The sequence below is a fragment of the Streptomyces gossypii genome (assembly GCF_025165795.1).
Lineage (GTDB): Bacteria > Actinomycetota > Actinomycetes > Streptomycetales > Streptomycetaceae > Streptomyces > Streptomyces gossypii.
Genome location: NZ_JAJAGO010000013.1, coordinates 115221 through 136624 on the forward strand (window position 1 = coordinate 115221; position 21404 = coordinate 136624).

A 21404-nucleotide genomic window follows, 5' to 3' on the forward strand; every position below is an offset into this window, starting at 1 on the left:
GTGAAAAAGCTCTCCGCACGACGGCGCCATCCGCTGGCGGCGCTGGTCGTCCTACTCTTCGCGCTGGCGGCTACCGGGGGGCTGTACACCGCTTTCGCTCCTGCGGATGAGGCCAAGGCCAACCAGGCTTCCAGCTCCTCCCTCGCCATCAAGGAGGGGAAGGAGCTGTACGCCGTGGGCTGTGCCAGCTGCCATGGCACCGGCGGCAAGGGCACGACCGACGGTCCCAGCCTGGTCGGCGTAGGCGCGGCAGCCGTGGACTTCCAGGTCGGCACCGGCCGGATGCCCGCAGCGCAGCCGGGTGCCCAGGCGCCGAAGAAGAAGCCGAAGTACACGCAGGCCGAGACCGACCAGCTCGCGGCGTACGTCGCCTCGCTGGGCCCCGGCCCGAGCGTGCCCACCAAGGATCAGTACAGCCCGAACGGCGCGGATCTCGCCAACGGTGGCGAGCTGTTCCGTACGAACTGCGCGCAGTGCCACAACTTCACCGGCGAGGGCGGTGCCCTGACCGAGGGCAAGTACGCGCCCGACCTGGGGGGCGTCGACGAGAAGCACATCTACGAGGCCATGCAGACCGGCCCGCAGGCGATGCCGTCGTTCCCCGACACGCTGGTCACCGCAAAGGACAAGAAGGACATTGTCGCGTACCTGAAGACCGTCAACAGCGACGAGGCGCATACCCCCGGCGGCTACAAGCTCGGTGGGACCGGCCCCGTCAGTGAGGGTCTGTTCGCCTGGGTGTTCGGTCTCGGTGCCATGATCGCCACTGCCGTATGGGTCGCGGCTCGGAGCACGAAGGCCAAGAAGTCATGAGTAGCGAGACTGGACCACACGAAGACGTGCCAGACGACCACAACCTGCCTGAGCAGGGTCACCCCCAGGGGCGGGAGCCGGGCGAGGGCTCGGTCTCCCTGCCGGAGCAGGACCCGTTCGCGAATCCCGGGCTCCCGGCGCACCAGCACCGCGTCCAGGACGTGGACGAGGCGGCGGCCAAGCGCTCCGAGCGCACCGTCGCCATGCTCTTCACGCTGTCGATGCTGGCCACCGTCGGCTTCATCGCCTCCTTCGTGGCGTTCCCGGCCGACAAGATCGTCTACATCTGGCCGGCCGGTCACATCAGTGCGCTCAACTTCTCGCTGGGCATGACGCTGGGCATCGCGCTGCTCGGCATCGGCGCCGGTGCGGTCCACTGGGCCCGCACGCTGATGACCGACACGGAGCTCATCCAGGAGCGCCACTCGATCTCCGCCGAGCCCGAGGTCAGGGCGCAGGTCATCGAGGAGTTCAAACAGGGCGCCACGGAGTCCCAGTTCGGGCGCCGCAGGCTGGTCCGGAACACCCTGTACGGTGCGATGGCGCTGCTGCCGCTCTCCGGCGTCGTGCTGCTGCGTGACCTCGGGCCGCTGCCCGAGGACAAGCTGCGGAAGACGGCGTGGAAGAAGGGCAAGGTGCTCGTCAACGAGAACACCGGCCTGAAGCTGAAGCCCGAGGACATCACGGTCGGGTCGCTCGCCTTCGCCAAGCCCGAGGGTCTGGATCACGGCGAGCACGGATGGGCGAACGAGATCGCCAAGGCCGCCCTGATGCTGGTGCGTATCGAACCGGCCGACATCAAGGACAAGCAGTCGCTGGACTGGTCGCACGAGGGCATCCTCGCCTACTCTAAAATCTGTACTCACATCGGCTGTGCGGTCAGCCTGTACGAGCAGCAGACGCACCATGTCCTGTGCCCGTGCCACCAGTCGACTTTTGACCTCGCCGATGGCGCGCGTGTGCTCTTCGGTCCCGCGGGGCACCCGCTGCCACAACTGAAAATCAGCGTCAACAAGGACGGATTCCTCGAAGCGCAGGGCGACTTCGCGGAGCCGGTCGGTCCGGCCTTCTGGGAGCGCGGATGAGTATTTCAACGTCGAACCGTACTGAGGCTGAGACGTCGGACAGGCGGAAGGCCCCTGCGGGAGAGCGTGTCGCCGACTGGGCGGACGGCCGGCTGAGCATCTATGGCGCGGCCAAGGCCACGATGCGCAAGATCTTCCCGGACCACTGGTCCTTCATGCTCGGTGAAGTCGCGCTCTACAGCTTCATCGTCATCATCCTCACCGGCGTCTACCTGACGATGTTCTTCACCCCGAGCATGGCCGAGGTCGAATACCACGGCTCCTATGTGCCGATGCAGGGTGTCGTGATGTCCGAGGCGTACGCCTCGACGCTGGACATCAGCTTCGACGTCCGCGGCGGTCTGCTCATAAGGCAGATCCACCACTGGGGCGCGCTGATCTTCCTCGCGGCGATGTTCGTGCACATGATGCGGGTGTTCTTCACGGGCGCCTTCCGCAAGCCGCGCGAGCTCAACTGGGTGTTCGGCTTCACGCTGCTGGTGCTCGGCATGTTCACCGGACTCACCGGTTACTCACTGCCGGACGACCTGCTCTCCGGCACCGGCCTCCGCTTCCTGCACGGCGCCATCCTGGCCACGCCGGTGATCGGCACGTATCTGGCGATGTTCCTGTTCGGGGGTGAGTTCCCCGGGACCGAGATCATCCCGCGCTTCTTCGCCTTCCACATCCTGTTGTTGCCGGGAATCATGCTGGCCCTCGTCGTCACGCACGTGACTCTGGTCTTCTACCAGAAGCACACGCAGTTCGCGGGCGCGGGCAAGACCAACAAGAACGTCGTCGGCACGCCTCTGCTGCCGGTCTACACGGCCAAGGCGGGCGGCTTCTTCTTCCTGGTCTTCGGCGTCATCTCGGTCATCGCCGCGACGTTCACCATCAACCCCGTCTGGACGATCGGCCCGTACCGGCCGGACCAGGTGTCGACGAACGCGCAACCAGACTGGTATCTGGGATTCCCCGAGGGCCTGGTCCGGATCATGCCGGGCTGGGAGATCAACGTCTTGGGCCATACGCTGGTGATGGACCTCATCATCCCGCTCATGGTGGTGTTCCCAGTGGTGCTGGGGGCCATCGCGGCCTATCCGTTCATCGAATCCTGGGTCACCGGAGACAAACGCGAGCACCATATTCTCGACCGGCCGCGCAACGTGCCGACGCGTACGGCGTTCGGCATGGCCTGGGTCTCCTGGTACTTCGTGTTGCTCATCGGTGGCGGAAACGACCTGTGGGCCACCTATCTGCATCTGTCGATCAACTCGATCACCTGGTTCGTCCGCATCGGGTTCTTCGTGGTGCCGATTCTGACCTTCATCGTGACCAAACGCATCTGTCTGGGACTCCAGCGAGCGGACAGAGAGAAAGTGCTGCACGGGCGGGAGTCCGGGATCATCAAACGGCTGCCGCACGGCGAGTTCGTGGAGGTGCACGAGCCTCTGTCGCAGGAGGAGCTGCACGTCCTCGCCGGGCACGAGCAGTACCAGCCGCTGGAGATCGGCCCCGAGACCGACGAGCACGGTGTCGTGCGCAAGGTCAACCCGGTCGAGAGGGTGCGGGTATCGCTCTCGAAGGGGTACTACGGCGAAGGTGGCCAGATTCCGAAGCCGACGGCGGAGGAGTACCGGGAGCTGACGAGTGGCCACGGCCATCACTGATCCCCTCGTCACGCTCGACTGAGCTTCGCTGAACAGCCCACCGGAGGGCCCCGGTCCCGCACAGGGACCGGGGCCCTCCTGCTGTCTCCCTGGAATCCGCCGTCTTGAGGGGGCTCTGCCCATGCGGTCTCGGGCGGATGGGCCCGAGGGGGTTCCGGAGGGGTTCCCGGGGGGAGCCTTCGAGGAGTTGTCACCGGGGTGTCCGCAGTGCGGGCGCGGTCCTGTCACAGGGGCCCGGCGCCGATAGGCTGGCGCCGGACCGCGCCGTCGTGGCGTGTGCGCCCCGCCGAATCCATGCCAGGAGTGATCCCATGAGCGCTGCGACCCCCGCTGGAGGCGACACCATGGCGGTCCGCTCATGGCCGGACGTGCTCACTTCCCTGCTCGCCGGTGAGGACCTCTCGGCCGATGCCACGGCCTGGGCGATGGACCGCATCATGCGCGGCGAGGCCACCGACGCGCAGATCGCCGGCTTCGCCGTCGCGCTGCGCGCCAAGGGTGAGACGGTGGCGGAGATCTCCGGCCTGGTGCGCACGATGTACGAGCACGCGAAGGTGATCGAGGTCCCCGGCCCCACGGTCGACATCGTCGGCACCGGCGGCGACCGGGCAAGGACCGTCAACATCTCCACCATGTCCGCGATCGTGGTGGCCGGCGCGGGCGCGCGAGTCGTCAAACACGGCAGCCGAGCGTCCTCCTCGGCCAGCGGTGCCTCGGACGTACTGGAGAAGCTCGGCGTCAATCTGGAACTCTCGCCGGACCGGGTCGCCGAGGTCGCGGCGGAGGCCGGGATCACCTTCTGCTTCGCGGTGAAGTTCCATCCGTCACTGCGGCATGTGGCGAACGCCCGCAAGGAGTTGGGCATCCCGACGTCCTTCAACTTCCTCGGTCCGCTGACCAACCCGGCCCGCGTGCGGGCGCAGGCGACAGGCGTCGCCGATGCGCGGATGGCGCCGATCATGGCGGGCGTGCTCGCCGCGCGCGGCTCGTCGGCGCTGGTCTTCCGTGGGGACGACGGGCTGGACGAACTGACGACGACCGCCACCTCCACGGTCTGGACGGTGCGGCACGGCGAGGTGCGCGAGGAGACCTTCGACCCGCGCGACGTGGGGCTCGAACTGGTGCCGGTGGAGGCGCTGCGCGGCGCGGACGCCGCGTACAACGCGGACGTCGCACGCCGCCTGCTGGACGGCGTCCACGGCCCGGTGCGGGACGCGGTGCTGCTCAACTCGGCGGCGGCGCTGGTCGCCCTCGAACCAGGCGAGGGCCCTCTGGCGGAGCAGATCACGGCGGGGATGCGGCGGGCGGCCACGGCCATCGACTCGGGCGCGGCGAAGGCGGCCCTGGCGGCATGGGTGACGGCGAGCAACGCCTAGGCCTGTCCGGGGGCGGGGCCTCGGCCCCGCCCCCGGCGGTCACTTTTCCGTCTCGGGGCGGTATGGCATACTCCCGTGCAGGTCACGAGTGACAGCGACCAAGGCCCCGGCCCGCTGTCCGGCAACCCTCCTTCCGTGGCGGGGTGCCCCGGGTGATGACCAGGCCGCAGGCAGCGAGGTCTGCGGCAAGCGCGGGTCCCTCATTCCAGGGGTCCCTGGTCTTCGAGGGAGTTTTTTTCGTGAGTCAGCGAATGCGTTAGGGCCTGTCCGGTGGATCTTTGAGGATCAGCTCGCGGCTGCCGGTGCCGTAGTTCGCACGGCGGAGGAGTGCTCTCTTACTGGGCGTACTCGGGCGCCTGAGACAACGCGGCGAGGCGCGGTGCCGGCCCACGCGGGCCCGAGAGGATCCACCGGACAAGCCCCGGGGCGTTGCGCCCTGGGGCTCCGGCCCCGTCAGCCGAGCAGTTCCGCGCACGGCGCGCCGTGCGCCGTCCGCCTGTCACGTGCCGCACGCGCCAGCCCTCAGGAGATGCCGCCATGTCTGTGGATACCTCTGCCTTCGACCTGCCCGCTTCCGCCGCCGGTCCCGCCGCCGGTCCCACCCCTGCTCCCGTCCTCCGGAGCGTCCCGGACGTCGCCGGGCCGCTGCTGCCCGTGCTCGGGAACGACGTCCTCGTCCCTCTGGTCACCGGGGGAGAGGTGCCCTACGCGGCACTCGACCACGCCGCCAGCGCGCCCGTACTGCGCAAGGTGTGGGACGACCTCGCCGCGTATGCCCCGCACTACGGCAGCGTGCACCGGGGTGCCGGGCATCTGTCGCAGATCTCCACCGACCTGTACGAGCGGAGCAGGGCGACCGTGGCCCGGTTCCTGGGCTGTCGTGCGGATGACGAGGTCGTCTTCACCCGGGCGACGACCGACTCGCTGAACCTCCTCGCACGTGCCCTTCCGGACGGCACCCGGGTGTTCGTGTTCGAGACCGAGCACCATGCCTCGCTGCTGCCGTGGCGCGGCCGTGCCACCACCTGCCTGTCCGCCCCGCGTTCTCCGGAGCAGGCCGTCGAAGCTCTGGACACGGCGCTGCGCACGGCGCCCGCGGGGCCGAAGCTGGTGTGTGTCACGGGGGCTTCCAACGTGACGGGGGAGGTCTGGCCCGTACGGGAGCTGGCGGCCGTCGCCCACCGGCACGGGGCGCGGATCGTGCTGGACGCGGCGCAGCTCGCTCCGCATCACCCCGTCGACCTCGCGGCGCTGGACGCCGACTGGGTCGCCTTCTCCGGGCACAAGCTCTACGCGCCCTTCGGTGCCGGAGTGCTCGCGGGCCGGGCGGACTGGCTGCGCGACGCCGAACCGTATCTCGCGGGCGGCGGCGCGAGCCGCACCGTGGCACGCGGGGCGGACGGACGGCTGGAGGTCGAGTGGCACACCGGCTCGGCCCGGCACGAGGCCGGTTCGCCGAACGTCATCGGTGCCTACGCGGTGGCCTCGGCCTGCCGCGCCCTGGAGGAGGCCGGTTTCGAGCGCCTGGTGCGGCGGGAGCGCGAACTGCTCGCCCACCTGCTGGCGGGGCTGGCCGCGGTGCCGGGCGTACGGGTGCTCTCGCTGTTCGGCGAGGAGGCGGAGCGGGTCGGCGTCGTCTCCTTCGTCGTCGAGGGATGGCACAGCTCGCATCTGGCGGCGGCGCTGTCCGCCGAGTACGGCATCGGAGTGCGGGACGGCCTCTTCTGCGCCCACCCCCTCCTGCGCGCCCTGCTGGGCCGAGAGCCGGACGAGCCCGGCGAGTGCGGTGCGGGCGAGTCCTCGTCCGGGGCCGGGCAGCGTCCGCTCAACGCGGTGCGGGTGAGCTTCGGGGTGGGTACCCCGGACGAGCACATTGAGCGGTTCCTCGGGGCGGTCCGGGAGCTGGTGGCCTGCGGCTCCCGGTGGAACTACCGGACGGAGGCCGGGCGCTGCCTTCCCGATCACGACGCGGGGGCAGCGGGCACGGCGGGCAGGGAAGGCCGAGCGGGCACGGCCACCCCTGCCCGATGACCGTCCGTCCGCCCCGCGCCCCGGCCGAGGCCGTCGCCCGCCGTCATCCGGGTGCCGAGCAGCACCATGCGCAGTGCCCGCTCGGCCGCGTCAGCGAGGTACTCGGCGCCCCGGCTCAGGGCCTCGGCCAGCGCGACGGGTGCGGGCAGGATACCGCTGTACGCGTCCACCCCGGAGGCCCGTACGGTGTGCGCGCCCTCGCCGAGGGTGCCTGCCAGGGCGATGACGGGCTTGTCCAGGGCCTTGGCCCGCCGCGCCACCTCGGCGGGTACCTTGCCGCGCACCGTCTGCCTGTCCAGCGCGCCCTCGGCCGTGATCACCAGATGGGCGGGGGCCAGCCTGGCATCCAGGTCGAGGTGGTCGAGGAGTACGTCGAACCGGGGCAGCAGCCGGGCGCCCAGCGCGGCCATCCCCGCGCCGAGTCCTCCGGAGGCGCCGGTGCCGGGCGCGTGCCGCAGGTCGTCGGAGAGCAGCGGGACGGAGGAGCCGTCCGGCGTCCTCTGCCGGGGTCGCAGATCGCGGGCGAGGACGTCCGCCCAGTGTTCGAGCGCGCCCGCCAGCAGTTCGACCTGGGCGGGGCTCGCCCCCTTCTGCGGGCCGTAGACGCGTGCGACCCCGCGTTCTCCGGCCAGCACGTTGAAGGGATTGCAGGCCAGCAGCAGTTCGGTGGCGCGCAGGCGCGGCTCCAGGGTCCGTACGTCGATGCGGTCCAGCCGGGTCAGGGCACCGCCGCCGTGCGGCAGCTCCCGGCCTTCCGCGTCCAGGAGCCGGGCGCCCAGGGCCCGCAGCGCGCCGGCGCCGCCGTCGGAGGTGCCGGAGTCGCCGCAGCCCACGAGGATGCGGCGGGCGCCGGAGTCCAGGGCTGCGCGGATCAGTTCACCCACGCCGTGGGTCGTGGTGGCGGACGGGTCGCGTCGTCCGGCCGGCACGAGGGACAGCCCGGCGACGGCGGCCATCTCGACCAGGGCGGTGCGCGGGGTGCCGGGGTCCGGGCCGAGCAGCGCGAAGTGGGTGCGCACGGGTGCGCCGACGGGGCCGGTTGCCGTACGGCTGACGAGCCTCCCGCCGGTCGCGGCGGCGAGCGCCTCGGCCGTACCCTCGCCGCCGTCCACGATGGGGATCAGATCGAGGAAGGCGTCGGGGACGACCCGGCGGACGCCGCGCGCGATGGCGTCGGCGGCCTGCCCGGCGGACAGTGATCCCTTGAAACCGCTGGGGGCGATGGCGAAACGGTAGTGCGGCACGAAGGATCTCCTCAGAGGACGGGCACGCCGAGCAGTGGCCAGACGGCGAGAGCGAAGAACAGCACCAGCGCGGCGGTCACCGGCGCCAGTACGGCGGAGAGGCGCAGCAGGTCGCGCGGGGTGTAGGTGGTGACACCGGGCACGTCGGAGAAGAGTGTGACCGGCTTGGCGGAGGCGGGCAGCGTGTGGCAGAAGCCCGCGGCGGCGGTCGAGGCCAGCGCGGCGGTCACCGGGTTGACCCCGGCGCCGGCGGCCGCGGCCACCACCAGCGGCACGAGCACGCTGGAGCGGGCGGAGCGGGACTGGAGCACCAGATGCGCCGCGGTGCTCACCGCCACCACGACCGAGAGGAAGAGCCAGGGGGGCACCCGGGTGTCTCCGGACGACGTCAGTCCGCCCACCAGCCAGGAGGCCGCGCCGGAGGTGGAGAGGGCACCGCCCATGGCCATGGTCGCCGCCATGAACAGCAGCAGCGACCAGGGCACGGTGCGCAGCGCGTCCCCCAGCCGTACGGTGCCCAGCACCGGTGAGGCCGCGACGACCGCGCCGATGAGGGCGACGACCGCCGGGGTGACGCCGTGCAGCGGTTCGGCGCACCACAGGGTGACGACGGTGAACAGCAGGAGCAGGCACCGGACCTCGACGGAGGAGAGGGGCCCGGTGACCGTGAGCGCGGAGTCCTCGTTCTGCTCCTGGATGTCTGCCGCGCTGATCCGTACGGGCTGCCGCCGGTCGGCGCGGTCCGTCGTCGTGAGCAGCACGGTCTCCGCGCCCAGGTGCGAGGAGGCCAGCGCCAGCGGCAGCCCCAGCAGCAGCCACTGGGTGAAGCCGATCTGTTCACCGGTCGCCTCCCACAGCACGCTGACGGTGATCAGGTGCGCGCCCGCGCCGATGAGGGTGGCCACGGCGGACAGCAGGATCACGGTGGGGAAGAGCAGCGCCAGCATCACGACCAGACGGGTACGTTCCGCGAGCGCCTTGGCCAGTGCGAGGAACACCGGGAGAGCCAGGGCGGCACGGCCGGAGGTGGCGGGTATGGCGAAGGCGGTCACCACGAGTGCCGCAGTCGTGAGGTGCACCAGCTGCCGCACCGTGCGGGCGCCGCTGACCAGGAAGACCGCCGCCCGTCCGGCCAGCCCGGTCCGGGCGACCGCTGCGGCCAGCACGAAGGCGCAGATCAGCAGCCAGACAGTCGAGTCACCCAAAGTGCCGAACAGGGTGTCGCTGCTGATCACGCCCGTCGCCGCGAGCGCGAGCCCGGCACTCAGCGCGACATAGGTGTCGTCGATGGGGGTGGCGATCCAGGCGCAGGTGGCCAGCGTGAAGATGGCGAGGGTGATGCGGGCGTCCGCGCCGAGCCCGGGGAAGTTAGCGGGTACGGCGAGGAGGGCGCAGAAGCTGAGCGCGGCGCACAGGGCGGCGGACTGTCTGATGGAGATCGGCACGGTGATGAGTCTTCGACGTCACCGTGAGCGCCGGGTGAGCGGATGATGAAGGAGGTTTCATCCGGGCAGCCGATACCCCATCCCGCGCACCGTGTCCAGCTGGGCGGCGCCCAGCTTCTTCCGCAGCGCCCGTACGTAGACGTCGACGATGTTCGAGCCGGGGTCGAAGTCGTAGCCCCAGACGTGCGAGAGGATCTGCTCCCGCGAGAGCACCTGCCCGGGATGGCGCAGGAAGAGCTCCAGGAGCACGAACTCACGGGCCGTCAGGTCCACGGTGCGCTCGCCGGCACGGGCCCGGCGGGTCCGCAGGTCCAGCGAGAGGCTGCCGCTGCGCAGCACGGTCACCTCGGGAGTGTGCGTCGCGGTGCGCAGCCGCAGCCGTACCCGGGCCAGCAGCTCCTCGAAGCGGAACGGCTTGGTCATCCAGTCGTCGGCGCCGCCTTCGAGCCCGGCCACGGTGTCCCGTACGGAGTCGCGCGCGGTCAGCACGATCACCGGCATCGTCACGCGGGCCTCGCGCAGTTCGCGCAGCACGCTGAAGCCGTCCCGGAAGGGGAGCCCGATGTCGAGGATGACCAGGTCGAAGCCGCCGTTGCGGGCATAGCCGAAGGCGGTTGTGCCGTCGGCGGCGATGGTGGTGGTGAAGCCGTTGGCGCGCAGTCCCTTCTCGACGAAGGAGGCGATCCGCTCCTCGTCCTCGGCGATGAGAATCCGGTTCATGGCGCTGTCACCTCTCCGGCCTGCGGGGCCTGCCCTGTACGTCCGGCTTGCCAGGTCCCGCCGGTCCCGCCGGTCCCGCCGGGTCCGTCTGCCTCATCCGCCCCGTCCGCCTCGTCATCCGCCTCGTCGGTTTCGGCCGACCGGTCCGTCTGCACCGCGAGGACGAAGGTGGCGCCCCCACCCGGCGTCTCGCGCAGCGCGACGTGTCCGCCCGGGTGTCCCTCGGCGATCGCCTTGACGATCGAGAGCCCCAGGCCCGCGCCGCCGGAACCCCGGGCGCCGCGCCGGACGGTGCCCCTGCGGAAGCGTTCGAAGATCAGTCCGGCGTCCTCCGCCCGGATGCCCGTCCCGCTGTCGGCCACCCAGAGCTCGACCACGCGGCCGGTCAGGCGGGATCCGATCCGTACGGCGTCGTCCTCCGTTGTGTGCTGCACGGCGTTCTGCGCGAGCTGCACCATGGCCTGGGTGATGCGCTGCGGGTCGACCCGGACGGTGCCCGCGCCCACCGCGTCCAGCTTCCAGTGCCGACGGCCGATCGTGCGCGCCTTGTCGAAGACGTCGGCGGTCAGCTCGGCCAGCTCCACCGGCTCCACCGAGACGAAGTCGGGCCGCTCGGCCTTGGCGAGCAGCAGCAGATCCTCCACTATCCGGCTCATCCGGTCCAGCTCGTCGGTCACCAGGCGCACGGTCTCCTCGCGCTCGACCGGGTCATCGCCCATCAGCTCCAGGTGGCCCCGCACGATCGTGATGGGCGTACGGAGCTCGTGCCCCGCGTCGTCGACGAAGTGCCGCTGGGCGGCGAAGGCGCGCTCCAGCCGGTCGAGCATGGCGTTGAAGGTCTCCGCGAGTGCCGCGATGTCGTCCCGGCCGTGCACGGGGATGCGCCGTGTGAGGTCCTGCTCGGTGAGCTGGGCGGCGGTGGTGCGCACGAGGCGTACCGGTGCGAGGATCCGGCCCGCGACCGCCCAGCCGATGACACAGATCATCAGCAGTGCCACTCCTGAGATGGCGAGCAGGGTGCGGAAGACGTCATCGGCCCTGCCCTGTTCGCGGTCGGAGTGGACGGCGACGACGAAGGCTCCCCCGGGGGTGTCCCGGGCCGGTTCGATCAGGACCCGGGCCCAGCGGATCTCCCCCTGCGGGCGGTCCAGGGTGCCGCTGCGCGCCTTGCTCTCCATGACGTGGCGCAGCGACTCCCGGTCACGGTGCAGCGGCAGGGCGGAGGGTATGTCCCGCCGCTGGCGCAGCACGGACTCGCCTACGACGCCCAGCAGCTCCTCGTCGGGGTCGGAGTACTGCCGTTGCAGGAAGAGTTCGAGCAGCCGCCGCGAGGTGCTGAACCGGGCGCCGGTGTCCGGGTCCTTGCCGTGCTCGACGAAGTTGGCGAACTCGCCCGTCTCCTGGGCCAGCAGCTGGGCGATGCGGTGGTCGGCGTCGCGCTGCAGGATGGAACGGGTGGTCGTGGCGACCGCGGCAAGCGCGACCGCCATGATGACCAGCAGCCACAGCAGGATGCGGACCCGCGCGGTTACCTGCGGGCGGCGGCGCGGCGCGCCACCGGGCCCGGGATGCGGCCCCACCGGGTCAGCCGTCGTCCCCGGCGTCGTCTCCGCCGTCGTCGTCCTGATCGTCGTCGTCATCGCTCCCGCCGCTGCCGTCGGTCGGGGACGGCGGCGGCACGGCCGTGTCGCCGGGGGACTGGGCGGGCCCGCCGGACGGAGTGGTGGGCGGGGCGGTGGGCGGGGACGTGGTGGGCTGCGGGCTTTCGCTCTCCAGGTCCACTTTCGCGGGAGAACGGGGCGGATCCGGGTCGTCGCTCAGCGCGTAGCTGGTGGCGGCGATGCCGAGCGGGATCGCCACGACGGCGACCAGGGTCGCCATGCGGTGTGAGAAGGCCATGAGCGTCAGCCTGCGGCAGGGGGTGTGGTGCGTACATGAGTGCGGGATGAAGAAGTCTTCATCGGCGGGACCGTGCGCCCCGCCGATGCTCCCGAGGTCACAGCCCTCAGGCATCCAGCCCGATGGCGAACGCCGCCTCGAGGTCATGCTGGGAGTACGTGCGGAAGGCGATGTGCGTCTCGGTCGCGACGACGCCCGGGACCTTGCTGATGCGGCCGGGGATGACGTCCGCGAGGTCGTCGTGCCGGGCCACCCGCACCATGGCGATCAGGTTGTGCGCGCCGGTCACGGAGTAGACCTCACTGACACCTTCCAGGGCCGCGATCTGCTCGGCGATCTCCGGAATACGGTCCGTGCTGGTCCTGATGAGCACGATCGAGGTGATCATGGTGCGGTCCCTTCATCGCGGGTACGGCCCGCGTCGGAGCCGCTGCCGTTGCGGGCGCCCCTCGGGTGGCCGCGGCACTCTGCCGCGGCTGCGGGCCCGCCCACTCTAACGGTCAGCTGGGCGGCGCGGCGTTGCCGGCGATGACAGGGAGGAACGTGCACGCCGTCACAGGGTGCCCGGCCGCTCAGCGGGTAGGGGTTGGGTGCCGGCATGGCGTGAATCACGACGGGCCGGCCGTGGGACGCGCTTCCCGCACACGCGGCCGTCGGTCAGGTCGTAGGGTGACCGGCAGTGCTCCCGTGAAGACGAAGTGACACCGAGGTGACGTGAAGCCGCGCCCCTCAGCCGCGGCGGGGAACCGCCGAGCAGGGCAGCGGACAGAAGCAGCAGACGCACCGGAAACACGAGACGTACGAGAAGGATGTGGACGCAACCATGACGCTCCCCCAGCCCACGGCGGACACTCGCTGGCGCTGCACCCTCTGCGGGAACCTCACCCGGTTCGACGTGACGCGTTCCAGCAAGGTGGTGGAGTACGTCCATCTGGACCTGGCCGGTGAGCCGAAGGTGGAGGAGCGCGAGGTTCTCAGTGAGACCATCGAGTCCGTGCGGTGTCGCTGGTGCAACGCGGTGGACCAGATCGAACTGGTGGACCGGCCGGGCGCACAGGTCTGACGGAACGGGCGGGTGTGAGCGGTGGTGGAAGATGCGGGCGGTGAGGGCGGACGGGAGCGTGAGCTGCCGGAGGAGACGCTCGACCGCCCGCTGCCCGAAAAGGTGCGCCACCGGGTGGTGGCACTGACCGGTGAGGCCATCGGTGGCCTGACCGTCGCCGAGCTCCCACTCCCACTGCGGCAGTACGCCCGCTTCACCCCGCAGCGCAGGGCGAAGTTCGGGGGGAACGCGATGGCGGCGTCGCTGGAGGGCGACGCCGCCTTCCGGCAGCGCATCGCGGTCCGGCTGCGGGAGCTGCTGCCGGAGCTGACCGCCGCGCTGGAGAGCGGTACGCCGCCTGCCGCCGCCGATCCGGTCGATGTCGCCGCGGCGGCCTACGTGCTGCGCCCGGCGGGCTGGGCGAAGCTCGTCACGGCGGCGGGCGAGGAGGCCCAGCGGGCCCAGGCGGAGCGCGCGGGTGAGGACGCCCAGCGTGAACTCGTCGGGCTGCGCGAGGAGTTGGCGCAGGTGCGGGCCGCGGCGCGCGCGGAGGCGGCCGGCGGGCGCTCCGACCTGGAGGCTGCCCGCAAGGAAACCGAGGTGGTGCAGCGGAAGCTGCGCAGCGCGCAGAGCGACGTCAAGCGGCGCGAGGCGGCGCTGCGCAAGGTGCGCGAGGAACTGGAGTCGCTGCGGTCTGCCGCCTCGGTGGAGAAGGGGGCGGCGGAGGGTGAACTGCGGCGGCTGAAGGCCCGGCTCACGGAGGCGGAGTCGGCGCTGGAGGCCGGGCGGCGGGCGGCACGCGAGGGGCGCAGCGTCGAGGACATGCGGGTGCGGCTGCTGCTGGACACGGTGCTGGACGCCGCCCAGGGTCTGCGCCGGGAGCTGGCGTTGCCGCCCGCCGGGGGGCGTCCGGCGGACACCGTGGACGCGGTCGCGCCGGGCCGGATGAGCCCCAAGGACATCGCCGCGCGTGCGCTCTCCGAGAGCGATCCCGCCCTGCTGGACCAGCTGTTGGCGCTGCCGCAGGCGCATCTGGTCGTCGACGGCTACAACGTGACGAAGACCGGCTATCCGACGATGCCGCTGGACAAGCAGCGACTGCGGCTGCTGGGCGGTCTGGCGGTGCTGGCTGCGCAGACGGGCGCGGAGATGACCTGCGTCTTCGACGGCGCGGAACTGGCGGCCCCGGTGCTGCTGGCGCCACCACGCGGGGTGCGGGTGCTGTTCAGCAAGCCGGGTCAGACGGCGGACGAGCTGATCCGCCGGCTGGTGCGGGCGGAGCCGGAGGGGCGGCCCGTGGTGGTCGTCTCCTCGGACCGCGAAGTCGCCGACGGCTGCGCGGCGGCGGGAGCCCGGCCGGTGGCTTCGGTGCTGCTTCTCAAGCGGCTCGCCCGGACTTGAGGGTCCGCGGGTGGCGATGAATCCTGCCTGCATCCCTGAGGGAGGCCATGTCCGTCTTGCCGGTAATGCTCCTACGGAGCGTCAAGTTGCCGTTGCTGCGCGTGTGGTGAGGGTAAAGAATGTGGCTTCGGGGAAGGTTTTTTCCCGGGAGGATTTGATCCGATCAGATGCGCCTCGCTAGTGTCTGGGCTCGAACCCTCGCGCGGTTGATCGTTCATCCGGAACGACAGCGGGGGTACCGCCTAGTTCCACGGAGCCCGAGCGCCGAGTCTTCCTCGGAGCGCGAGTGACGCGGAGCCGGCTGACCACCGGCAGGCGGCTGAGGAAGAAGGAGCTCGCCCCAGTGGCGTCCCACCGTCGTCCCAAGCAGCCGAACCGCGCCCGCATCACTGTGCTCACCGCGACCGCTGCCGCTGCAGTAGCCATGACGTCCCAGTCCGCCCAGGCTGACGAACCCTCCAAGGAGGAGGTCAAGTCGCAGGTCGACAAGCTCTATGAGGATGCCGAGGCGGCGACGGAGACGTACAACGGCGCCAAGGAGAAGCAGACCAAGCTCCAGAAGCAGGTCAGCACCCTCCAGGACTCCGTCGCGAGCGGTCAGGGTGACCTGAACAAGCTGCGCAACGGCCTCGGTTCGATGGCCACCGCGCAGTACCGCAGTGGCGGCATCGACCCCTCCCTCCAGCTGTTCCTCTCCTCGGACCCGGACGGCTACCTGGACAAGGCGGCAACGCTGGACCAGTTGAGCACCAAGCAGACCGAGGCCCTGTCGAAGATCAAGAGCAAGCAGCGCAGCCTCGCGCAGCAGCGCACCGAGGCCAAGGGCAAGCTCACGGACCTGGCCGAGACCCGCAAGGGCCTCGGTGAGAAGAAGAAGAAGATCCAGGGCAAGCTCTCCAAGGCGCAGACGCTGCTCAACACGCTCTCCGCCAAGGAGCGCGCCGCCCTCGCCGAGAAGGAGGAGCGCGCCAACCGCGCGTCGAGCGAGCGGGCCGAACTGGGGGACAAGAAGGAGGAGAAGACTCCTGACTCCGCCCCCACCTCCGGCCGTGCGGGTGCCGCACTCGCGGCGGCGAAGGGCAAGGTCGGCGCCCCGTACGTGTGGAGCGCGACCGGCCCCAACTCCTTCGACTGCTCCGGGCTGACCTCCTGGGCGTACGGCCAGGCCGGTGTCTCGCTGCCGCGCACCTCGCAGGCGCAGGCCAGTTCCGGCACCCAGGTGTCGCGGAGCGCTCTCCAGCCCGGTGACCTGGTGCTCTTCTACGGCGACCTGCACCACATCGGCCTCTACGCGGGCAACGGCCAGGTCCTGCACGCCCCGAAGCCGGGTGCGAACGTCCGCTTCGAGTCGATGGACAACATGCCCTTCCAGTACGGCGTGCGAGTCGGCTGACCACTCGCCGGGTGACGACGCGCCGGGGTCTCTCCGGGCGTCGTCCGTCCGGGTGATTCCCGGCGGCCCGTGCATCCCGCCGCTCCCGTCGGTGACCTGCGTCTCGGCGGGGCTTCGGATGTATGTGCGGGGCGCTCGGCGGACTGAGAGCCTGGACCCTCCGTAGCGGCGCGATTACATTCTGTGGGCGCAGTTCGCCTAGCGGAAGGGCCCACCGTGGTCTCGCACTGGTCCCACAGACGCCTCCCGTCACCTCGACGCACCCTGGGCTGGCCCTTGCGGGCCACCGTGCTCACCGCTGCGGCCGGTGTCGTCGCGGCGCTCGCCACCGCCCCCGCCGGAGCGGAGCCCGACGACCTCTCCGCCGCACAGGCCGGGGTACGCGTGGACCGCCTCTACGCCCAGGCCGAGCGGGTCACCGAGAAGTACAACGGCGCCGCGGAGCAGGTGGCCGAGCTCCGCGAGGAGCTCAGCCGCGTGCAGGAGCGCGCGGCCAGGGGCCAGCAGCGGGTCAATCGCCTGCGCGGCGACCTCGGAGCCCTCGCCGGTGCGCAGTACCGCTCCGGCGGCCTGCACCCGACGCTCGCCCTGCTGCTGTCCGAGGATCCGGGCGCCTATCTCTCCAGGGCCGCCGCCCTCGAGCGGATCAGCGGCAGCCAGAGCGAGAAGCTGCGTCAGTTCGAAGGAGCCCGGCGCACCCTGGGCCAGGCCCGGGAGGAGGGCGACCGGAAGCTGGAGCGGCTGGAGCGCCAGCGCGGCACGCTGCGGGCCCACAAGAAGACCGTACAGACGAAGCTCGCCTCGGCCCGGAGGCTCCTCCACCAGCTCTCGCCCCAGGAGCGCGCGGAGCGGGAGCGCACCACCGCACGCGGCACCAGCGGCCCGCAGCCCGGCGCACAGGGCGGTCCCGGGGCATCCTCAGCCCGCGCGGCGGCTGCCGTGGCGGCGGCCCGCGGTGCCCTCGGGTCCCCGTACGCCTGGGGGCAGGCGGGGCCGGGCGCCTTCGACTGCTCCGGGCTCACCCAGTGGGCCTACCGTCAGGCCGGGGTCTCCCTCCCGCGCACCTCCCAGGCCCAGGCGTCGGCCGGGCGGCGCGTGCCGCTGTCCGAAGCCAGGCCAGGTGATCTCGTCATCTACCGGGCCGACGCCAGCCATGTCGGGATGTACGTGGGCGGCGGCCAGGTGGTTCACGCCCCGTACCCGGGCGCGCAGGTGCGGTATGAGGCGGTGGGCATGCTCCCCGTCTCGGCGGTGGCCCGCCCTTGACCATGCGACTGACCGTACGATCACTCATGTGGGTGGTCGGGCGGTAGGCGGGCGACGGCCGGGCGGCAAGGTGCCGGTCCCGCCGGCCGCCGTATGCGCGGCGCTCGCCCTGCTCGCGGCGCTGTCCGCCTGCGGCGGCCCCTCCGAGGGGCAGGGTGACGCGCGTTCGGAGATCCGCCGACTGCTCGCCCGGCAGGCGGAGGCCGTCATCGCGGGCGACGAGGGCGGCTATCTCGCGGCCGTCGACCCTCACAGGGGCGCCGCCGACTACCGCGCCGCGCAGCGCCGCGCGTTCGGGAACCTGCGCGAGCTGCCGCTCGCCGAATGGACGGCCCGCGTCACCGAGGTGGAGGTCCAGGGCAGTCGCGCCGAGGCCGAGGTACGGCTGCGCTACCGCATCCGCGGCTACGACGAGGCTCCGCTCACGGCCACCGAGCAGCTGGTCCTCACCCGGCGGGACGACGGCTGGTTCGTCACCCAGGAGCGCGGCGGCAGCCCCCGGCAGCTGTGGGAACAGGGCAAGGTCACGGTGCTGCGCGGCGAGCGCAGCCTGGTGCTGGGGGTCGGCGCCGGTACGGAGGCGGAGCGCGGCACACTGCGCGGGATCGCCGCCGCCGCCGAACGCGCCGTGCCCGCCGTGTCCCAGGAGTGGCCGCACCCGTGGGCGGAGCGCGTGATCGTCGAAGTGCCGGGCAGCCTGCGGGGGATGGGCGAGCTGCTGGGGGCGCCCCCTGAGTCGTACGAGGGGACGGCGGCGGTGACCAGGGGAGAGGGCGGTCGCGCCGAGGAGGCACCCGCGGACCGGATCGTCGTCAACCCGGAGGCGTACGGGCTGCTGAACGAGGACGGCCGGCAGCTCGTCATGACGCACGAGACACTTCATGTCGCCACCCGCGCACACACCAGCGGGTCCACTCCGCTGTGGCTCTCCGAAGGGCTCGCCGACTGGTTCGGCTACCGGGGCACCGGGCGTACGCCCCGCGAGGCCGCACCGGAACTGGCCCGTGCCGTACCGGACGGCAGGGTGCCGGACGCGCTGCCACGGGACCGGGACTTCCGCTTCGGGGGCGGCCCCGAGGAGCTGGGGCGCGCCTACGAGGGCGGCTGGCTCGCCTGCCGGATGATCGAGGAACGCTGGGGCCAGGAGCGGCTGATGGCGTTCTATTCGGCGGTCGGCGGGCAGGGGAAGGCGGAGCGGGACGCGGCGGTCGAACGGGCGCTGCGGGACGTGCTCGGAGTGAGCCCGGCGGAGTTCACCGCGCAGTGGCGCGCGTATCTGCGCGCCGAACTCTCCTGAGCGTCTGAGCCTGTCGGCCCTGACCCGCGCTGCCGGTTCCCGCTCCCGCGTCGGGCGGCGCCTGCCCCCTTCACCGTCCTGGCACGGACATGCGTCGCGTCACCCGATCGCCCGAGCAGGCCCGCTACGGGGCTGATCCGGCGCTTTGCCGCTGGCCGCGCCGGGACGCCTCGCTTCCGGGCGGACCCTGCCCGACGCGGCACTGGCTGACCGTCGTGCGCCACAGCACCCGGCAGGCCAGCAGCGACGCGGCGACCAGCAGGCCGTTGCGTGCGAGGAGCAGCCCGATGCCCAGCCGGTCGCTGGCGACCACATGGCCGAACCAGATGGGGAACTCCAGCAGCGTCACGGCCGTCGCCGCCAGGACCAGCAGGGCGGGCACCCCCTGGCGGCTGGACCGCAGCGTCACGCACACCGCCGCCAGACCGACCAGCCAGACCAGGTACTGCGGGCTGATGACCCGGCTGGTCGTGGTGAAGACCAGCACCGCGGCGAACGCCGCGTCAGCCGGTGTGCTCGCCGTCCATTCCACGGCGCGCAGCCGCCACCACACGAGCCAGCCGAGGGCCGCCGCCGAGAGCAGGAGCGAGGCGTCGGCGACCACGCCCACATGCGGGCCGAGGAACTCTATCGACCCGTAGTTGAGCCGCACCTCCCCTTCCCAGCCGTAGTGCCGGGCGATGTGGAAGACCAGCGAGCCGAGCGACTCCACCTCGATCCCGCGGTCCCGCTGGGCGGTGAGAAAGCCGAACGCGCCGGGCATCGTCGCCGCGAAGAGCACCCCCAGCAGCGCGGCCACCCCGACCGCGGTGGCCCACACCGTGCGGGTGACCCGGCCGCGCGGGGTGCCCAGGAGCAGCAGCGCGGGCCACACCTTCAGCATCGCCCCGAACGCCGCCAGCCCCGCCGCCACCCGAGGATGGCGGGGCAGCGCCAGCAGCGCGGCGACGGCGACGGCGACCACCATCAGGTCGTAGCGCGAGTAGACCGTCGGCCCCAGCAGCGGCACCCCGGCCACCCAGCACCACGCGCCCGCCAGGCGGCCCTCCGTGCGGGTGCCCGCGCGCAGCAGCAGCGCGAACGCCGCCGCGTCGGCGGCGCACGCCAGGAGGAAGAACGCCGTCGTGTAGTCGAGGAAGGGCAGCGCGCCCGGTGAGAGCACCGCGAGGGCGGCACCGGGCGGGTACTGCCAGGTGACGTCGTCCAGCGGGAAGGAGCCGGTCCGCAGCACCTCGGACCAGCCCTGGTAGATCACCGTGACATCGGAGGTGACGTCGGGGCCCTGCAGCGTGAACACCTTGAAGACGAACAGCAGCAGCAGAGCCCGGGTCGCGAGCCAGACGGCTACGGGGAGGCGCATGACAAGGACAGTACCTTTCCGGTCACGGCCGCCCGGTACTGTCGTCAGCGATGCACAAGACCCTGATCGTCACGAACGATTTTCCGCCCCGCCCCGGGGGGATCCAGGCGTTCCTGCACAGCATGGCGCTCCGCCTCGACCCCGCCCGGGTCGTCGTCTACGCCTCCACCTGGAAGCGCGGCCGAGAGGGCGCCGAGGCCACCGCGCGCTTCGACGCCGAGCAGCCCTTCACCGTCGTACGCGACCGCGCGACCATGCTGCTGCCCACACCGGCCGTCACCCGCCGGGCGGCGGCGCTGCTGCGCGCGCACGACTGCCGTTCCGTGTGGTTCGGGGCGGCGGCGCCGCTCGGGCTGATGGCACCGGCGCTGCGCGAGGCCGGGGCGGAGCGGCTGGTGGCCACCACACACGGGCACGAGGCGGGCTGGGCGCAGCTCCCGGGCGCCCGGCTGCTGCTGCGCAGGATCGGGGACGGCACCGACACCCTCACCTATCTGGGGGAGTACACGCGCTCCCGGATCGCGGGTGCGCTGAGCGCCCCCGCAGCGGCCCGGATGGTGCAACTGCCGCCCGGTGTCGACGAGAAGACCTTCCGGCCCGGCCATCCGGGCTCCCCCGGCGCTCTGGTGCGGGAACGGCTGGGGCTGAGCGACCGGCCGGTGGTGGTCTGTGTCTCGCGGCTCGTCCGGCGCAAGGGACAGGACACGCTCATCGCGGCGATGCCGCGTGTGCTGGCCGCCGTGCCCGACGCCGTCCTGCTGATCGTCGGGGACGGCCCCTACCGTACGGACCTGGTGAAGCTGGCCGCCGCGACCGGGGTCTCCGCATCCGTGCGCTTCACCGGCGCCGTTCCCTGGGAGGAACTGGCCGCGCACCACGGCGCGGGCGACGTCTTCGCCATGCCGTGCCGGACGCGCCGGGGCGGGCTGGACGTGGAGGGTCTGGGCATCGTCTACCTGGAGGCGTCGGCCAGCGGACTGCCCGTCGTCGCCGGTGACTCGGGGGGCGCACCGGACGCGGTGCTGGACGGCGAGACCGGCTGGGTGGTGCCCGGCGGCGCGCCCGAGCACGCGGCCGACCGTATCGTCACGCTGCTGCGAGACCCGGAGCTGCGGGCCCGGATGGGGGCGCGGGGGCGGGCGTGGGTGGAGGAGAAGTGGTCCTGGGACCTGCTGGCGGGGCGCCTGCGGGAGTTGCTGTAGCCGTACGCGCGCTGAGCAGGAGGCCGACCGGACCCGGAACGAACGCGACGGGCTTGAGGTAGGGTGCCGTACATGTTCGCGCAGACGACAACCGGTAACTGGTGGTGGACCGCTCACCCGGCGGCCCACTGACTGCGCGCACCCCAGACCGACGCGAGGCCGCCCGAGGGGCGGCCTTCCG

The 21404-nt window shown here is 71.9% G+C and carries 19 protein-coding genes and 1 riboswitch; of the genes, 12 read left to right on the forward strand and 7 right to left on the reverse strand.

From position 1 onward, the window contains the following. The 5 genes from qcrC (at position 1) to LHJ74_RS26015 (ending at position 6954) form a co-directional block, all read left to right on the forward strand. Positions 1–813 (forward strand): cytochrome bc1 complex diheme cytochrome c subunit, encoded by an 813-nt coding sequence (gene qcrC, locus LHJ74_RS25995; RefSeq protein ID WP_260220664.1) that lies wholly within the window; start codon positions 1–3, stop codon positions 811–813. Further along, a complete protein-coding gene (qcrA, locus tag LHJ74_RS26000; protein ID WP_260220665.1) occupies positions 810–1898 on the forward strand; it encodes a cytochrome bc1 complex Rieske iron-sulfur subunit in 1089 nt (362 codons plus the stop codon). The genes qcrC and qcrA overlap by 4 nt, the downstream gene beginning before the upstream one ends. Beyond that, a complete protein-coding gene (qcrB, locus tag LHJ74_RS26005) occupies positions 1895–3547 on the forward strand; it encodes a cytochrome bc1 complex cytochrome b subunit (RefSeq protein ID WP_260220666.1) in 1653 nt (550 codons plus the stop codon). Before qcrA ends, qcrB begins: the two co-directional genes overlap by 4 nt. 311 nt (positions 3548–3858) lie before the next feature. Next, complete coding sequence (gene trpD, locus LHJ74_RS26010) at positions 3859–4923, forward strand: anthranilate phosphoribosyltransferase (RefSeq protein WP_260220667.1); 1065 nt, start codon at positions 3859–3861, stop codon at positions 4921–4923. A gap of 80 nt (positions 4924–5003) precedes the next feature. Then, positions 5004–5121: riboswitch (SAM riboswitch) on the forward strand. Positions 5122–5460: 339 nt separating this feature from the next. Next, on the forward strand, positions 5461–6954 hold the full coding sequence (locus tag LHJ74_RS26015) for an aminotransferase class V-fold PLP-dependent enzyme (RefSeq protein WP_260220668.1): 1494 nt from the start codon (positions 5461–5463) through the stop codon (positions 6952–6954). Here LHJ74_RS26015 and LHJ74_RS26020 read toward each other — a convergent pair. From LHJ74_RS26020 to LHJ74_RS26045, 6 genes are all read right to left on the reverse strand, one after another. Further along, entirely contained in the window at positions 6885–8198 is a 1314-nt protein-coding gene (locus tag LHJ74_RS26020) for a glycerate kinase (protein ID WP_260220669.1), read from the reverse strand. The two genes, LHJ74_RS26015 and LHJ74_RS26020, sit on opposite strands and share 70 nt — an antisense overlap. A gap of 11 nt (positions 8199–8209) precedes the next feature. Further along, complete coding sequence (locus LHJ74_RS26025) at positions 8210–9643, reverse strand: SLC13 family permease (RefSeq protein ID WP_260220670.1); 1434 nt, start codon at positions 9641–9643, stop codon at positions 8210–8212. Between the two features lie 57 nt (positions 9644–9700). Beyond that, positions 9701–10363 carry a response regulator transcription factor gene (locus tag LHJ74_RS26030; RefSeq protein WP_260220672.1) on the reverse strand — a complete coding sequence of 221 codons (663 nt, stop codon included), beginning with the start codon at positions 10361–10363 and terminating at the stop codon, positions 9701–9703. Next, a complete protein-coding gene (locus LHJ74_RS26035; RefSeq protein ID WP_375546841.1) occupies positions 10360–12003 on the reverse strand; it encodes a sensor histidine kinase in 1644 nt (547 codons plus the stop codon). Before LHJ74_RS26035 ends, LHJ74_RS26030 begins: the two co-directional genes overlap by 4 nt. Further along, positions 11948–12262 carry a small secreted hydrophilic protein gene (locus LHJ74_RS26040; RefSeq protein WP_260220673.1) on the reverse strand — a complete coding sequence of 105 codons (315 nt, stop codon included), beginning with the start codon at positions 12260–12262 and terminating at the stop codon, positions 11948–11950. The genes LHJ74_RS26035 and LHJ74_RS26040 overlap by 56 nt, the downstream gene beginning before the upstream one ends. A gap of 106 nt (positions 12263–12368) precedes the next feature. Further along, on the reverse strand, positions 12369–12650 hold the full coding sequence (locus LHJ74_RS26045) for an Lrp/AsnC family transcriptional regulator (protein ID WP_260220674.1): 282 nt from the start codon (positions 12648–12650) through the stop codon (positions 12369–12371). A gap of 435 nt (positions 12651–13085) precedes the next feature. Here LHJ74_RS26045 and LHJ74_RS26050 point away from each other — a divergent pair, with 435 nt between their 5' ends. The 5 genes from LHJ74_RS26050 (at position 13086) to LHJ74_RS26070 (ending at position 18661) form a co-directional block, all read left to right on the forward strand. After that, positions 13086–13325: a hypothetical protein gene (locus tag LHJ74_RS26050; protein ID WP_260220675.1), complete on the forward strand. Its 240-nt coding sequence runs from the start codon at positions 13086–13088 to the stop codon at positions 13323–13325. A gap of 21 nt (positions 13326–13346) precedes the next feature. Then, positions 13347–14705, forward strand: coding sequence for an NYN domain-containing protein (locus LHJ74_RS26055; protein ID WP_260220676.1), 1359 nt, complete (start codon positions 13347–13349; stop codon positions 14703–14705). A gap of 343 nt (positions 14706–15048) precedes the next feature. Continuing rightward, positions 15049–16098, forward strand: coding sequence for a C40 family peptidase (locus LHJ74_RS26060; RefSeq protein ID WP_260220677.1), 1050 nt, complete (start codon positions 15049–15051; stop codon positions 16096–16098). 276 nt (positions 16099–16374) lie between these two features. Continuing rightward, positions 16375–17364, forward strand: a complete 990-nt coding sequence (locus LHJ74_RS26065) for a C40 family peptidase (protein ID WP_260220678.1) — start codon at positions 16375–16377, stop codon at positions 17362–17364. A 28-nt stretch (positions 17365–17392) separates the two neighbouring features. Further along, the gene (locus tag LHJ74_RS26070; RefSeq protein ID WP_260220679.1) at positions 17393–18661 is read left to right on the forward strand and encodes a Cif family virulence factor; all 1269 of its coding nucleotides are present in this window, start codon (positions 17393–17395) and stop codon (positions 18659–18661) included. A 124-nt stretch (positions 18662–18785) separates the two neighbouring features. On the opposite strand, the gene LHJ74_RS26075 is transcribed toward LHJ74_RS26070, so the two are convergent. Beyond that, positions 18786–20021 (reverse strand): glycosyltransferase 87 family protein, encoded by a 1236-nt coding sequence (locus tag LHJ74_RS26075; RefSeq protein ID WP_260220680.1) that lies wholly within the window; start codon positions 20019–20021, stop codon positions 18786–18788. Positions 20022–20071: 50 nt separating this feature from the next. Here LHJ74_RS26075 and LHJ74_RS26080 point away from each other — a divergent pair, with 50 nt between their 5' ends. After that, positions 20072–21223, forward strand: coding sequence for a glycosyltransferase family 4 protein (locus tag LHJ74_RS26080; RefSeq protein WP_260220681.1), 1152 nt, complete (start codon positions 20072–20074; stop codon positions 21221–21223). Between the two features lie 72 nt (positions 21224–21295). Beyond that, complete coding sequence (locus tag LHJ74_RS34505; protein WP_375546845.1) at positions 21296–21355, forward strand: trp operon leader peptide; 60 nt, start codon at positions 21296–21298, stop codon at positions 21353–21355. The last annotated feature ends 49 nt before the right edge of the window (positions 21356–21404 follow it).